Consider the following 13,119-nt stretch of genomic DNA (forward strand, 5'->3'; position numbering starts at 1 on the left):
TCCCCTCGCTGACGAGGGTCAGCCGCTCGCCGAACCGGGACGCGTCGCCGCGGCGCCGACGATGCTCTTGTCGCCGTCGTTCTGCACGTAGCCGACCACCGAGGCGTTGCCCGGATCGAGGTCCGGCGGCACCGCGAGTTCCATCCGCCCCCGCCCCAGGTCCAGCTTCGCGGACGTGAAGGCGCGGACCACGCCGTCCTGCCGCAGCCTCCGCCCGGCGTTCTCTCCCCGCGGAACGTCGTTCTCCAGGCCGGTCTCGACGACCGCGACGTTCAGCACCGCCTGCTGCGGCGGTCGCTCGACCTGGTAGTCGACCATCACCCGGCGCCCGTCGCCCCCGGCGAGGTCCTCGACCGACAGCGTGAGCGACGTGGCGGCTGCTTCACCGAGGGCGCGTTCGATCGCTGCTGACGCCTGCCGGCGGTCGGAGCCGACGAACTCGACGCTGCCGTTGACGACCATCTGCGGCGTGTACAGGCCCCCGGCGCCGAAGGCGCGCGCGTAGGCCTCCTGCCGCAGGGTGTGCGCCGGGTCGCCGTACGGGTCGGTCCAGCCCAGGTGGTCCCAGTAGTCGACGTGGAAGCCGAGGGCGTAGACGGCCTGCCCCCGCTTGCGGGCGTCGCGATCGATCTCGGAGAGCACCTCTTCGGCCGGCGGGCAGCTGTTGCAGCCCTGGGAGGTGAACATCTCCACGACGGCGAAGCCGCCACCCGTCGGGTGCCCGCTACCCGACCCTGTGCGCGATGTGTCCGCCATGGCGCCCTGCCTCCCCGGTCAGTCCTGCTGGCGGCACTGGCCTTCCCGTTCCGACCGGGACCATGCCCGGCCTGACGGCCCGCCGCCCGGATCCGCCCGCCGGCCGGCCCGGCACAGGTGGCAGGCGGGCAGCTCAGGCGGGCAGGCCGGTGCAGGCGGCTCCGTCGATGGTGCAGGCCGTGGGGGTCGAGCTGATCGCCGCGCCACTGACCCGGAAGGTGACCCGGACGAAGCCGCCGGGCGGCACCTGGGCGGTCGTCTCGTCCGGGACGAACGTCCAGGTCGCCCCCGACTGGGTGACCCGGGCGCCGGTGACCGAGGAGATCTGGAGGCTCTCCCGGGGCAGCGTGATGACCAGCGTCCAGTTCGTCGCCTTCACCCGGCCGTCGTTGCTGATGGTCACGCCGGCGCCGTAGCTGAGCAGGGCGCGACTCTCGATGACGAAGGCGGCGGCCAGCGCGGCCGGGGCGTCCGGTGGTGGCGTCGCCGACGGCGCGTCCGGCGACGGCGGAGCGACCCGCGCGGCCGAAGGGTCGACCAACGGGGTCGCCGTCCGCGCCGTGCCCGGTGCGTCGGAGGCGGCCGGCCTGGCCTGGCCGGGCCTGGCTTCCGCGGAGCCGGTCGGCAGCGGCACGTCGGCCGGTGGGAGGGCCACCGGGGCCAGCCGTTCCGGCGTCCGCAGGATCAGGACGACGGGGACCGCTGCCGCGATCAGGATCGCCAGCGACGCGACGATGAGGACCGGGGTGTGCCGGGACAGGCCCCGAAGCCTGGTGACGGCGTGCCGACCGTGTCCGGCCAGGGCCACGATCCTGTCGAGCACGATGATCGGCACAGTCCGCCGTTGCCGGGGCGGTGATGACGGCATGTGCTCTGTCTCCTCAGATCCTTCGCCGTACGTGGGTCTTCTCGCCTATCCTCGCCGATCACAGCTCCTGAAGCCCGGCGAGCATCGCCCGGAGCAGCTCCGGAGACGGCAGCTCGGACAGCATCGGCGGCACGTGCGTCTCGATCAGCCCGGCCCGCAGCAGCTCGCCGAGCAGCACCCGCACGGTACCCAGTGGCAGGTCCAGGTGCGCGCCGACCTCGGCCACCGACAGTGGACGCCGGCACAGCTCGACTATCCGCGCCTGCTCGGGAAAGATCGGCGTGGCCGGGGGATCGGCGGCTCCGGCCACGAGCACCGTGATCAGGTCGAGCCGCGGGCGGTCGGCCGCCGGGTCCGGGCGCGTCAGCGCGTACGGCCGCGCCAACGGCCCGGCGTCGTCGTCGTACCACCTCTCGTCAGGGTCGCCGATACTCCGCATCCGGGCCTCCCCTCGTGGGGAACTGGTGGCCGTCGGCCGGGGTCACGAGGCGGGCCGTTCGGGCCAGCGGGCCGGGTTGCGCGACGCGCCGGCCAGCACCGTCCGCAGCAGGGCCAGCAGTTCCGTCCGGTTGGCGCAGTTGAGCCGGGAGCGCATCCGCGCGACGTGGTGTTCCACCGTCTTGGCGGAGATGAAGAGCCGGTCACCGATCTCCCGGTAGGTCAACCCGGCCAGCACCAGCTCGGCCACCTCCCGCTCCCGGTCGCTGAGCCGGTGCGGCGCGGGAACGGCGTCGGCGTCGGCGGGAGTCGCGCGCTGCGCGCCCTTCGCCCCCACCGGTCGGCCCTGGAGCATGCGGGCGCAGTCCAGCAGGGTGGTCATCGCCCGTCGGTCGGAGGTGCGGATCGCGGCCTGCCCGGCGAGCCGGGCGCCGTCCCAGCACAGCCCGGCGTCGTGCAGCCCGCGGGCGGCGGCCTCCACCCGGACCGGGTCGACCGTCCCGCGCAGCACCTCGACCCAGCTGGTCGCGGCTGCGGCGACCACGGCCGCGTACCGGTTGTGGTCCGCGGCGGCGAGCAGGGCGGCCACGTGCTCGTCGGCGGCCGCCGGCTCCTCGGCGAGGATCGCCGCGTGCAGCCCGCTCCAGTGCAGCGGCGTGCTCCACAGCGGCGGGTCGTCGAGCCGGGCCAGCAGCAGGCGCGCCTCCCGCAGGTACGGCTCCAGCCGGCTCAGGTCACCGAGCCGGGCCCCCGCGATGGCCAGCTCGCCCAGCGGCAGCAGCGTGAACAGGTCCACCGGGTGCCGGACCACGGCCTCCAGCGCATGCCCCCATCCGCGCTGGAGCGCACCGAGGTCGCTGTTGCGCCGGGCGATGCCCAGCTCCAGCGCGCAGGCGAAGAGCAGGTCGCGCGATTCGAGCGGCCGGCCACCGCCGGTCACCGCGGTGAGGTGGTCGGCCGCGCTGCCGGTACGGCCCCGGACCAGGGCGATCCAGGCCTGCAACAGCCGGTGGCGCCGGGCCATCAGCGGGCCGCCGGTCCCGCTGGCCGCAGCCCGGTCGAGCACCCGCTCGGCGATGTCCAGTTCGCCGCAGTGCACCCCGGTCAGGGCGGCGAGCGCCGCCGGGCTGTCCGGCAGGAGCACCGCCCGGCCGGCCGGCTCCAGCAGCGCCGCCGCCTGCACCAGGGTGGAGAGTGCGGCGGTGGGTGGCCCGGCGATGCTGTCCCGGATCCCGTCGGCCATCAGCCGGGCGGCGCTGGCGTGCAGGGTGGGAGGTTCACTCGGCCGGTCGTCCCCGGTCGCCACCGGCACGTCGGCAGGGCGGCCGGCGGCGAGCGCGCCGACGGCGGCGAAGGACTTGGCCGAAGCCGTGCCGGACCACCGGTACAGCTCGACGCTGCGATCGATCTGACCGCGGTGCGCCAGCGCCGTCGCGGCGACCGCCGCCGCCTCCGCCCGGTCGGCCGGGGCGGCCGTGGCGAGCTGCCGGTCCGCCAGCCGCAGGGCGGTGTCCAGGTCGCCGGCGAGGGCTGCGGCGGCGGCCTGCCGGACGGCGGTGGGCCGCCCGGCGGCCGTGGCCGCCGCGAACAGCTGCGCCGCCAGGGCGGGCTCGGCGGCCAGCGCCTCCTCGGCCGCGGCCTCCAGCGTCGGTGCCGGGCAGTCTGCGGCCACGCCGGCCGCCAGCAACGAGCGGACCAGCGGGAGCACCGGCCCACCTCGGGCGAGCTGCAGTTCGGTGAGCCGCCGCGACACCGCGACGCGGTCGGTGGCCGGGCTCAACGTGGTCACCGCCCGCCGCACGATCGGCGCGAGCCGGCCGTCCGCGCCGAGCAGGCCGGCCGCCCGGGTGGCGGCGATCAGCTCGTCCACCTCGCCCGGCTCCCGGCCGAGCAGCGCCCGGAGCAGGTCCACCGGCAGGGGTACGCCGGCGGAGACGGCGAGCAGCAGCCGCCGGACGTCGGGCGCCAGGTCCTCCAGATCCGGTCCGAACTGGAGGATGACCTGCCGGGGTGGTTCGGCCGGGGCGGAGCTCTCCTGCCCGCGCAGGCCTCGGACCAGTCGCTCGACGTCGCGGGGAACGCCGGCGGTCTGCTGGTGCACGAACTCGGCCAGGTCGGGCCGCCGGCCGATCTCCGGTACGGCGGCGAGGTAGGCGGCGGTCCGCTCTAGGGTGAACGGGGTGAGCAGGACCAGCTGCCCGTCCCGCCGGAACGCCTCGGCCAGCTCGACCAGCGCCACCGGCCGGGGCCACGGCCGGTAGCCGACGGCGAGGCGGTGCCGGCGGGTGGCCACCAGGGCGCGCAGCTGCCGGAGCCGGGCATCGTCGAGGAGGTGGGCGTCGTCGACCACCAGCACGGCGTCCGGGTCGGCGGCGTCGAGCTGGTCGGAAGCGCCCTCCAGCACGGTGACTCCGGCCCGCCGGTAGACCGCGGCCAGCTCCTGGAGATAGGCGCTCCGGCCATGGCCGCCCGGGCCCGTCACGGCGAGCGCGAGCGGCATGTCCGGGTCCGCCGCGACCGCGTCGAGCAGGGCCTGCGGCCCCCGGTCCAGCACCAGGCGGGGCCCGGCGACGCTGCTCATGATCATCGTGGTCATCCTTCGCGTCCCCGCCGCATCAGCGCCAGCCGGGACGCCCGCGGCAGTTCCAGCGGGGTGATCCGGACCGGGGGACGGGGTGGTGGTGCGGTGCGGGTCGCGCGGTCCTGGTGAAGTCCACGCCGGGCCGGCACGACCGGCGCGGCGCCGCGTCCGGTGTCGCCGGACGGGGCGGGGTCAGGGTCCGGCTCCGGCCGCCGCGGTCTCGGCGACACGACCTGGCAGGCGGCCAGCGCCGCGCCGGTGGCGGCGGTCAGCTGCGGGTCGGGCTCCACCTCCACCGGCACCGGGAAGGCCGCCGCGAGCAGCTCGGCCACCAGCGGGACACGGCTGGAGCCGCCGCTGAGCAGGACGCCGTCGAGCTGCGCCGGCGAAAGCCCGGCCGAGTGGACGGTACGGGTCAGCAGCTCGACGGTGGCCTGCACCGCCGGTCGGATCATGTCCTCGAACCGCACCCGGCTCACCGGCACCCGCACCGGCCCGGTGGGCAGGGTCAGCAGCACGTCGGTCTCCGTGCCGACGCTCAGTTCCCGTTTGGCCCGCTCGCACTCCGGCGGCAGCGAGCGCAGCGTGGCGTGGGTCTGCCGGGGTCCGGCCGCGGCGAGCTCCCGGGCGAGCACGGTCCGCACGTGGTCGGCCAGCGCCTCGTCGAAGTCGGCACCGCCGATCCAGTCCAGCCCCTGTGGGAAGCCGAAGGTCTCGTACGTGCCCCGTGGGGTGCGGCGGACCAGGGCCGCCTCGAAGGTGTTGCCGCCGAGGGCGTAGACGGCTGCGGTGCTGCCGGGGAAGCCCCGCGCCGCGTGGCTCTCGGCCACCGTGACCGTGCGGGGCAGCAGCGTCACGTTGCCCAGCCCGAGCTGCCACAGCGCGCGGTGCAGCAGCTCCCGCCGGTGCGGGCCCCAGCCGGCGGGGTGGCTGAGCACCACCGCCTCCGCGGGCCCGCCCTCCCGGTCGAGGACCTGTTCCACGACCCACGCCGCCAGCACCGCCGTCAGCATCTGCGGCGGGCACGCCTCGCCGCCGAGCAGCAGGGGTACGTCGTCACCGACACGGCGGACGAACCCGCGGGCGATCCGGCTCCCGTCCCCGTCGGCGGGCTCGCCGACCAGCAAGGTCCCGTCGGTGGCCAGGTGCAGCACGGACGGTACGGCGGTCGACCCGCCGTCCCACGCGATCGGCTCGGGTCGCGCCCAGGTCGCACCCCGCCGCCGCGCCACGGCGGCCGTGGTGTTGGTGCTCCCGATGTCGATCCCCAGGACGTACGGCATCCGTCTTCTTCCTTCACCGCGAGTTGGCCGGCCGATGGCGACGGTGTCCGCACCGTGCGGCGACCCACCCCCGGCGAAACCCCGTGGGCTCCTACGTTCGTACCAGAGATCGCTCCGGCATCGGGACCCTAACTCTGGCCGCCCCGGATCCCCCGGTCCCCCTAACGGACGAGGCGTCCGGCACCCTAATCCGGCGGGGCGGATTGCGGGACGATCCCCGATGACCGGTCCCGGCCGGCGGCCCTAACGTCGCTGTCGACGATCACGGTCGCTAATACGTCCGAGGAGAACCGGCACACATGGACCAGACCCTGCACGACTTCGTGCTCAACCTGCTGACCAACCCCGACGCGAAGTCGGCGTTCGACCTGGACCCGGAGGGCGCGCTGCAGGCCGCCGGGCTCACCGACATCACCGCCGCCGACGTGCAGGACGTGGTACCGCTGGTGGTCGACTACGCCCCGGCGTACGGGCTCGCGCCGGTGGCCCCGGTGGCCGGGCAGCTCGGCGTCAACCCGCTGCTGCCCGACACCACCGACGTGGTCGGCCAGCTCCAGAGCGTGACGCAGGATCTCACCATCAGCAGCACCTACTCCGGTGTGGACGTCAAGGCCGGCGTGGTGGGCGCGATCGCCGTCGACCCGAGCAACATCGCCGTCGGAGCGGGCCTGCTCCCCGGGATCGGCGTGGGCGTCGGGCCGGGTGGCGTCGCCACCGACCTCACCGGGGTGCACGACGTGACGCACACCCTCGACGCCGGCGTGGTGGGCGCGGTGGACACCGTGGCCGACCCGGTGGTCGGCGACGTGACCGGCGCGGTGGGCAACCCGGACGCCCTGCTGGACGGCACCGACGCCGGCCTGCTCGGCACCCCGGACGGCCTGCTCGGCGGGACCACGGGCCAGGTGGGCGGCATCGTCGACTCGCTCGGCGTCGACGACACCGTCGCCGGCCTCGGCGTCGACGACACCGTCGACGGTGTGCTCCCGGCGGTCAACGGCACGGTGGGCGGCGTGACGCACCAGGTGGACGGGGTCCTCTCCGGCGTCACGGGCACGGTCGGTGGCGTGACCGGCGACCTCGACGGCGGCGCCCACGCCGACGCGTCCGCGTCCGCGTCGGCCGACAGCGGCCTGCTGGGCCTCGGCGACGGTCTGCTCTGACCAGGTTCCACCGGCAGCGGAAGGCCGGATCGCCGCGGGCGGTCCGGCCTTCTTCCTGCCCCGATTCGGATCCCCTCTTGATAATTGATCCGGAATCCGCACACTTGGTGCGGTGATGGCGGGGATCTGGCTGGACGTGCTCGACGAGATCGCCCGTACGTGCCGGGAACACGGGCGGGCGGACCTTCTGCAGGCCGTCCGGCAGAAACGCGCCCAGCTGCTCGACCCGAAGCTGCGCGTCCTGGTCCTCGGCGAACCGAACCAGGGCAAGAGCCAGCTCGTCAACGCGATCCTGAACGCTCCGGTGTGCCCGGTCGGCGACGGCCGCACCACCGTCCTGCCGACCGTGGTGCAGCACGCCGAGGTCGCGTCGGCCACGGTGGTCCAGGCGGCGTCCGCTCCTGCCCGGCCGGCCGGCACCGCCGTCGGGACGGCCGAGCGGACCCCGGTGCCGCTGGACCAGATCGCGGCCGGAGTGGCCGGCACGTTCGGGCGCCGGCCCGGCGGCGGCCCGGCGCACGTCGAGGTCGGACTGCCGCGCGCGCTGCTCGGCGCGGGGCTCGTGCTGGTGGACACGCCGGGCACCGACGAGGTGGCCGTGATCGGCGCGGCCGCCCCGGCCGCCTCGCTGCACCGCGCCGACGCGGTGCTGCTCGTCTCCGACTCGACCCGGGAACTCTCGGTCGCCGAGCTGAACATGCTGCTGCACGTCACCCGGTCGCACCCCAACGTGGTGGTGGTGCAGACCAAGATCGACCTGGTGCCGGACTGGCGGGTGGTCGCCGAGCGCAACCGCCAGCACCTGGCCCAGGCCGGCGTACCGGCGGCGCTGATCCCGGTGTCGGCGGCGTTGCGGCTCCGTGCGGCCGCCGCCGACGACCACGGGCTCAACGCCGAGTCGGGCTTTCCGGCACTGATCGCCCGCCTGCAGCGCGATCTGACCGGCAAGGCCGACGTGCTGGCCCGGGCCTCGGTCGCGATGATCAGCCGTACCGTGGTGGAGCAGCTCGCCGCGCCGCTGCGCGCCGAGCTGGAGAGCCAGGCGACGGAGGAACAGTCCGGCCCGATCTCCCGGCTGCACGCGGCCCAGCGCGAGGTCGACGAGCTGCGGCGGTGCTCCACCCGCTGGCAGAACACGCTCAACGACGAGATGGCCGATCTGCTCTCCGACATCGAGTACGACCTGCGCGACCGGACCCGGCAGATCCTGCGGATGGTCGACGAGGCGTTCGACACGGCCGACCCGCTGGTCGCCTGGGACACCTTCCAGGAGTGGCTGCAACGCAGCCTCATCGAGGCCGCGGAGGCGAACCACGAGTGGTTGGCCCAGCGCTGCGACTGGGTGGCCCGGCGGGTCGCCGACAACTTCGCCCGGTACGGCTACGACGTGCTGCCGCCCTGGTCGATGACGGTGCCGGAGGACCTCGCCGACCGGCTGCCGGAGATCGAGCGGCCGACCATCGACCGGTTCACCGCCAGCCAGAAGGTCATCACCGGCATGAAGGGCTCGTACGGTGGTTTGCTGATGTTCGGCCTGGCGATGACGCTGGCCGGCATGCCCATGATCAACCCGGTCTCCATCGGCGCCGGTGCGCTCTTCGGCGGCAAGAGCATCCGGGACGAGAGCAAGCAACTGCTGCGCCGCCGCCAGGCGACCGTCAAGACGGCGATCCAGCGGCACGTCGACGACTTCTTCGTCCAGACGGCCAAGGGCTGCCGGGACACCACCCGGCAGGTGCAGCGGATGCTCCGGGACCACTTCACCGCGCTGACCGAGGAGTTGCAGGAGGCCATCGTCCAGTCGTTCCGTACGGCGAAGAAGGCCGCCGACACCGATGCGGCCGTCCGCGACCAGCGCCAGCGCGAGATCCGGCTGAAGATGACCCGGTTGGCCGCCGTCTACGAGCAGTCCCAGCAGCTGACGGCCCCCCGACCCGCCCCGGCGCCGCTGGAGCCCCGGGCATGACCGTCGGACTGCGGCTGGACGAGGCGGTCTGGGGGCTGCTGCACCAGGCCATCGAGCACTACCGGGACAACCCTCGGGCCGTCGGCCACCTCCGGCACCAGCTGGCCCGGCTGGAGAAGCCGCTGCGGATCGCGATCGCCGGCCCGTGGCAGTCCGGCAAGTCGACCGTGCTGAACGCGATCATGGGCGAGGAGGTCGCGCCGGTCGACGGCCCGGACGGCACCGGCATCTTCGCCTGGTACGAGGACGGCCCGCAGCCGCGTGCCACGGCCTACTCGAGCAACCAGCCCCCGCAGGAACTGACGGTCATCAGGTCGGCGACCGGAATGCGGGTGGACGTCGTCGGCTGGCGGGCGGGGGAGCTGCGCGACATCGTGGTGCAGTGGCCGACCCGGGCACTGCGGCAGGTCACCCTGATCGACACCCCGGCGATCAACGCCGCCGGCGAGCAGGGCCGGGCCCCGGTAATGGAGCGGGTGCTGCGCGACGCGGACGCGGTGCTGTACCTGACCCGCGACGCTCGCGGCACCGACCTGCAGGTGCTGGAGTCCACCCGGGAGAGCCGGGTCGGGCAGGCCGCTCCGGTGAACGTGATCATGGTGTTGTCCCGGATCGACGAGACCGGCGGCGGACGGATCGACGCGCTGCTCACCGCCCGTCAGCTCGCCCGCCGGCAGTACCGCGACCCCCGGGTGAACGCGCTCTGCGTCAACGTGGTGCCGTGCAGCGGGTCGATCGGCCTGGCCGGGCGGGTGCTCAGCGAGTCGGACTTCGCCGCGCTCGCGCAGCTGGCCCGGGTGTCCCGCGAGGAGCTGGAACCGCACCTGCTCTCCGCCGACCGCTTCGTCCGCGGTGAGCTGCCGGTACGGCTGGAAGCCGAGACCCGCGCCGTGCTGCTCGACCGGCTCGGCCTGATCGGGGTGCGGCTGGCCACCACCCTCGTCCGTACCGGCTGCGACAGCCGGGGCAAGCTGGCGACCGAGCTGATCAGGCGCAGTGGCCTGACCGAGCTGCGCGAGTCGATCAACCGGTTCTTCGTCGACCGGCGCAACACGCTGAAGGCCCGCTCGGCGCTGGCCGCGGTGGAGGCCCTCGCAACGGCCGAACCCGGCCCCGGCACCGGGAAACTGCTCGGCGCGGTGGAACAGATCCTCGCCGGTGCCCACGAGTTCCGGGAGCTTCGCCTGCTCGCCGCGCTGCGGACGACGAAGCTGGGGTTCGACGCCGAGCTGGCCGCGGAGGCGCAGCGCCTGGTCGGCGGCGATGGCGTGGACCTGGCCAGCCGGCTCGGCCTGGAGCACGATGCGACCGTGCAGCAGCTCTGGAAGGTCGCCTCCGACGCCCAGTGGCGGTGGCGCCACCGCGCGGAGGATCCGCTGCTCCGGCTCGCTCAGCGGCGGGGGGCGGAGGTGGTCGTCCGCAGCTGCGAGGGGATGCTCACCGAGCTGGCCGGAGGCGGCCGCTGACCGCGCCGGCACTGCCTGCCCCTGCCGCGCGCCGGGTCGGGCGGCAGAGGCAGGCAGGGTGCGGCTACCGCGTCGTGAGCCCCAGGTCGATCGTCCGGGTCAACGTGGCGTTGTCGTCGTCGCCGTCCAACGACCAGGCCATCGCTCCGGCCAGGCCGGCCCGCCGGATGTACAGCGTCTTCTGCAGCACCACCGCCGGATCGTCGTACGTCCAGAAGGTCGTGCCGTCGAACAGCCAGGCGTGCCCGGCGCGCAGGTCGCGATGGACGGTGAAGCCGCTGCCGGGCAGGTTCTTGAGCCGCCGGTAGTCCTCGTACCCGGCTTCGAAGGTGGCCGGCGCGGGTCCGGTCGCGGGCTGGAAGAGCCCCTTCCCGCTCCCGGTGACGCCGGTCCAGCCGCGACCGTAGTAGGGGATGCCCAGGACCAGCTTCCCGCGCGGCGCACCACGGGCGATCCAGCCGTCGATCGCCACCTCGACGGAGAAGTCCGGGTTGTCCGGGGCTCCGGCCGGCACGCGCAACGCCGACTGCTGGTTGGTCACCGGGTCCCAGGAGCCGTGGAAGTCGTATCCCTGCACCGTGGCGAAGTCGAGGTACGGGAAGATCCTGCGCCCCTCGTACCCGGCGTCCATGGCCGCGGGGTTCGCCGGGAGGAAGGCGGTCAGCGGGTGGTGCTCGCGGGTCGTCCGGCCGTACGCGTCGAGTTGCCGGCGGAACTCGGCGAGCAGCTTGGTGAAGTTCTCCCGGTCCTCGGGGCGGACCACGTTGCCCGGCTCGCCCGGCCAGTTCGGCCACTCCCAGTCCAGGTCGATGCCGTCGAAGACGCCGGCGGCGGCACCGGGGCCGCCGCTGCCACCGTCCAGGACGGGCAGGTTGCCCTTGAGGTAGAGGTCGATGCAGGAGGCGACGAACGCCCGGCGGGAGGCGTCGGTGCGGGCGGCGTTCGAGAAGTACGTCGACCAGCTCCACCCGCCCAGCGAGATCAGCACCTTCAGGTGGGGGTGCTTGGCCTTGAGCTTGGCCAGCTGCCCGAAGTTGCCGTTGAGCGGTTCACCCCAGGCGTCGGCGACGCCGTCGACGCTCTCCTCCGCCGGGACGGGACGCTGGTAGTCGGCCCACGCGTCACCCTCGCCCGGCCCGCCGTCCACATAGCAGCGCCCGTCCTCGCTGACGTTGCCGAAGGCGTAGTTGACGTGGGTGAGGCGGGCGGCCGCCCCGGAGGTGTCGAGCTTCTTGACCGGGAAGGCCCGGCCGTAGATGCCCCACTGGGTGAAGTAGCCGACCCGGTGGTAGCCGGCCCGGTGACGGCCACTGTCGTCCGCGCCGGCGGCGGTCGGCGGGGCGGCGGTGACCAGCAGGGTCGCCAGGGCGACGAGGGCGGTGAGGCGGCGGTGGCGCAACGGTCGCATCGGCGCTCCACGAGGGATGGAGGAAATAGTAAAGAGACCTTGCTGATCGATGACGCTAAACGGATCAACACGTGCGGTCAAGGGCTGCCGCCGGGCCCGCCGACGAGGCAGCGCGCCGTTGGCGGTCAGGACCGCCCGTCGAGCGGCGGTACGTCGGTGACGGCGAGATCGAGGCGGGGGCGTCGGTAGCGGACGAGGTGGCGCCACCGGTGGTGCTCGTAGGCGGTGTCGACGTCGATCTCCGCGGCGACGGTGGGGACGACCGGGACGTAGGGGAGAGGCTGTGGCCGCTCGAGCTGCCCGGTCCAGGAGGCCGGCAGTGGTTGCGGCCAGGGATGCTCCGGTGTGGTGGGGTGCGGCGTGAGCAGGCCGGCCAGTTCGGCGCGCTGATCGGGGCGCAGGGTGTGGGTGCGGCCGGTGTACCGGAGCCGGCCGCTGTCGTCGAGGCGGCCGAGCAGCAGGACCTGCGGATCGGCGATGGTGGGATTGACGCCGCCGACGATGGCCTCGGTGGTGTGGTAGGCGCGGTACTTGCGCCAGCCCCGCCGGTCGGGCTGGTAGCGGCCGTCGAGCTGCTTGATCATGAGCCCTTCGATGCCGGCGGCGGTCCACGTTCGCAGCCACTCGCGCGCCTGGCCGACATCGGTGGTCTGCGGCGACAGGGTGAGCTGTGCCGGTGCGTCGGCGATCAGCGCGGCCAGCAGGGCACGTCGCTGCGCGAGGGGCTCGTCGAGCAGCGGTCGGCCGGGCGGGGCGCTGAGGAGGTCGAAGACCACGTAGTGCGCGGGGTGCCGGTTGACCAGGGCCTCGCGTCGGGTGCCCGCGGTGACGCGCCGCTGCAACTGGGCGAAGTCCGTCCGGTCGCCCTCCCAGACCACCAGTTCCCCGTCGAGGACCGTCCCGGGTGCCACCGCGCGGCGGACCGCCTCCACGACGTCGGGGAAGTAGGTGCCGAGGTCGCGACCGGCCCGGGACTGCAGGTAGACCCCGTTGTGGTGGCGGAAGGCGAGGGCGCGCCAGCCGTCCCACTTCGGCTCGTACGACAGGTTCTCGCCTTCCGGCACCGTCTCGACGGTCTTCGCCAGCATCGGTGCCGTCGGTGGCCGGATCCTGCCACCGGTGACGGGGGTGCTGCTGTGGCGGCCCGGGCTCACCGCGGGACACCCCTTCGACGAATCTGAACAGCCCTC

The 13,119-nt window shown here is 74.2% G+C and carries 10 protein-coding genes; 3 read left to right on the forward strand and 7 right to left on the reverse strand.

Annotation, left to right across the window (positions count from 1 at the left end):
- Positions 1–18: 18 nt before the first annotated feature.
- The 5 genes from ACSNN7_RS00080 to ACSNN7_RS00100 form a co-directional block, all read right to left on the reverse strand.
- The gene (locus tag ACSNN7_RS00080; protein WP_436678403.1) at positions 19–756 is read right to left on the reverse strand and encodes a DUF1223 domain-containing protein; all 738 of its coding nucleotides are present in this window, start codon (positions 754–756) and stop codon (positions 19–21) included.
- A gap of 133 nt (positions 757–889) precedes the next feature.
- Positions 890–1,591 carry a cellulose binding domain-containing protein gene (locus ACSNN7_RS00085; protein WP_436678404.1) on the reverse strand — a complete coding sequence of 234 codons (702 nt, stop codon included), beginning with the start codon at positions 1,589–1,591 and terminating at the stop codon, positions 890–892.
- Positions 1,592–1,682: 91 nt separating this feature from the next.
- Complete coding sequence (locus ACSNN7_RS00090) at positions 1,683–2,063, reverse strand: DUF742 domain-containing protein (protein ID WP_436678405.1); 381 nt, start codon at positions 2,061–2,063, stop codon at positions 1,683–1,685.
- Between the two features lie 42 nt (positions 2,064–2,105).
- Entirely contained in the window at positions 2,106–4,658 is a 2,553-nt protein-coding gene (locus tag ACSNN7_RS00095; protein ID WP_436678406.1) for a helix-turn-helix transcriptional regulator, read from the reverse strand.
- A complete protein-coding gene (locus ACSNN7_RS00100; RefSeq protein ID WP_436678407.1) occupies positions 4,655–5,926 on the reverse strand; it encodes an Hsp70 family protein in 1,272 nt (423 codons plus the stop codon). Before ACSNN7_RS00100 ends, ACSNN7_RS00095 begins: the two co-directional genes overlap by 4 nt.
- A gap of 299 nt (positions 5,927–6,225) precedes the next feature.
- Here ACSNN7_RS00100 and ACSNN7_RS00105 point away from each other — a divergent pair, with 299 nt between their 5' ends.
- From ACSNN7_RS00105 to ACSNN7_RS00115, 3 genes are all read left to right on the forward strand, one after another.
- Positions 6,226–7,089, forward strand: a complete 864-nt coding sequence (locus ACSNN7_RS00105) for an IniB N-terminal domain-containing protein (RefSeq protein WP_436678408.1) — start codon at positions 6,226–6,228, stop codon at positions 7,087–7,089.
- Positions 7,090–7,204: 115 nt separating this feature from the next.
- Complete coding sequence (locus tag ACSNN7_RS00110) at positions 7,205–9,055, forward strand: dynamin family protein (protein ID WP_436678501.1); 1,851 nt, start codon at positions 7,205–7,207, stop codon at positions 9,053–9,055.
- The gene (locus tag ACSNN7_RS00115; protein ID WP_436678409.1) at positions 9,052–10,521 is read left to right on the forward strand and encodes a dynamin family protein; all 1,470 of its coding nucleotides are present in this window, start codon (positions 9,052–9,054) and stop codon (positions 10,519–10,521) included. The genes ACSNN7_RS00110 and ACSNN7_RS00115 overlap by 4 nt, the downstream gene beginning before the upstream one ends.
- Positions 10,522–10,585: 64 nt before the next feature.
- On the opposite strand, the gene ACSNN7_RS00120 is transcribed toward ACSNN7_RS00115, so the two are convergent.
- Both ACSNN7_RS00120 and ACSNN7_RS00125 read right to left on the reverse strand, forming a co-directional pair.
- Positions 10,586–11,929 carry a glycoside hydrolase family 18 protein gene (locus tag ACSNN7_RS00120; protein ID WP_436678410.1) on the reverse strand — a complete coding sequence of 448 codons (1,344 nt, stop codon included), beginning with the start codon at positions 11,927–11,929 and terminating at the stop codon, positions 10,586–10,588.
- A gap of 125 nt (positions 11,930–12,054) precedes the next feature.
- On the reverse strand, positions 12,055–13,017 hold the full coding sequence (locus tag ACSNN7_RS00125; RefSeq protein ID WP_436678411.1) for an ATP-dependent DNA ligase: 963 nt from the start codon (positions 13,015–13,017) through the stop codon (positions 12,055–12,057).
- Positions 13,018–13,119: the final 102 nt, after the last annotated feature.

Source organism: Micromonospora sp. URMC 105 (assembly GCF_051386295.1).
Lineage (GTDB): Bacteria > Actinomycetota > Actinomycetes > Mycobacteriales > Micromonosporaceae > Micromonospora.

Excerpts from the sequence above, each read along its gene's own strand:
- ACSNN7_RS00080 (WP_436678403.1), bottom strand. The coding sequence starts at position 756 with ATGGCGGACACATCGCGCACAGGGTCGGGTAGCGGGCACCCGACGGGT.
- ACSNN7_RS00090 (WP_436678405.1), bottom strand. The coding sequence starts at position 2,063 with ATGCGGAGTATCGGCGACCCTGACGAGAGGTGGTACGACGACGACGCC.
- ACSNN7_RS00095 (WP_436678406.1), bottom strand. The coding sequence starts at position 4,658 with ATGACCACGATGATCATGAGCAGCGTCGCCGGGCCCCGCCTGGTGCTG.
- ACSNN7_RS00100 (WP_436678407.1), bottom strand. The coding sequence starts at position 5,926 with ATGCCGTACGTCCTGGGGATCGACATCGGGAGCACCAACACCACGGCC.
- ACSNN7_RS00105 (WP_436678408.1), top strand. The coding sequence starts at position 6,226 with ATGGACCAGACCCTGCACGACTTCGTGCTCAACCTGCTGACCAACCCC.
- ACSNN7_RS00110 (WP_436678501.1), top strand. The coding sequence starts at position 7,205 with ATGGCGGGGATCTGGCTGGACGTGCTCGACGAGATCGCCCGTACGTGC.
- ACSNN7_RS00115 (WP_436678409.1), top strand. The coding sequence starts at position 9,052 with ATGACCGTCGGACTGCGGCTGGACGAGGCGGTCTGGGGGCTGCTGCAC.
- ACSNN7_RS00120 (WP_436678410.1), bottom strand. The coding sequence starts at position 11,929 with ATGCGACCGTTGCGCCACCGCCGCCTCACCGCCCTCGTCGCCCTGGCG.
- ACSNN7_RS00125 (WP_436678411.1), bottom strand. The coding sequence starts at position 13,017 with ATGCTGGCGAAGACCGTCGAGACGGTGCCGGAAGGCGAGAACCTGTCG.